Annotated in this window: 1 protein-coding gene and 1 pseudogene; both read left to right on the forward strand. The window is 39.3% G+C overall.

Annotation, left to right across the window (positions count from 1 at the left end; genetic code table 11):
* The first annotated feature begins 54 nt into the window (after positions 1 to 54).
* Entirely contained in the window at positions 55 to 459 is a 405-nt protein-coding gene (locus ACFIK3_RS09730; protein WP_015856193.1) for a hypothetical protein, read from the forward strand.
* Between the two features lie 15 nt (positions 460 to 474).
* Positions 475 to 677 (forward strand): annotated as a pseudogene (locus ACFIK3_RS09735) (filamentous hemagglutinin); the annotation flags it as partial.

Below are 677 nucleotides of genomic sequence, written 5' to 3' on the forward strand. Positions count from 1 at the left end.
TGCACCTTATGCAATTTTAGATAATTTAGGTTTAGGTTATTTATGGAGAAAAAAATGAATACACTGTTTAAATTATTAAGTGGAATAGTTCTGTTAAGTGTCTCTGGATGTGACATATCAAATATTGACAAACCTCCTCCAGGGGAAGTACATGGGTGGTTGAAGGCGGGAGCAGATTTTACTGAGATAGGAAAAGCCTTATTAGAATGTGGAATGCCGAGTCTTATCGATCCTGATTCAGAAAATAGAAACCTCAGTTTAAATCAAATGGCATCCATTGATGCTTGTATGGTCCAAGCAGGATTTCGTGATAGATACGGTGGTCCGTATTGGTGCTATAATTATAAAGACCTTCCCATTTGTCAGCTTGGTGCTGTCATCCCGCAACGAAATGTCGAAAAGCGCTTAAACAGCCCGTTTTGTAAAAGGTATAAAAATGCGGATGAATGCCAACCTTAAGTTTTGCTGTTTGTGATGATCAACAAACCGCCATCTTTGCCTTGGCTTGAAATGGCAGGATTGCTTCCTCACGCACATTATTTAACGCCTGAAGAACAACAGAATTTACAAAAAGGTTCTGATGGCAAGGTTCATGTTTTTCTCAATGGTATTTTTACAACACCAGATGATGCAGCCCATAATGCGGTTCAGTTGGCTGATAACAAGAATGATCCGCA

The organism is Bartonella sp. CB10SXKL, assembly GCF_042195515.1.
GTDB lineage: Bacteria > Pseudomonadota > Alphaproteobacteria > Rhizobiales > Rhizobiaceae > Bartonella.

Bases quoted from the DNA above. Each gene is read 5' to 3' on its own strand.
- ACFIK3_RS09730 (WP_015856193.1), top strand. From the start codon at position 55: ATGAATACACTGTTTAAATTATTAAGTGGAATAGTTCTGTTAAGTGTC.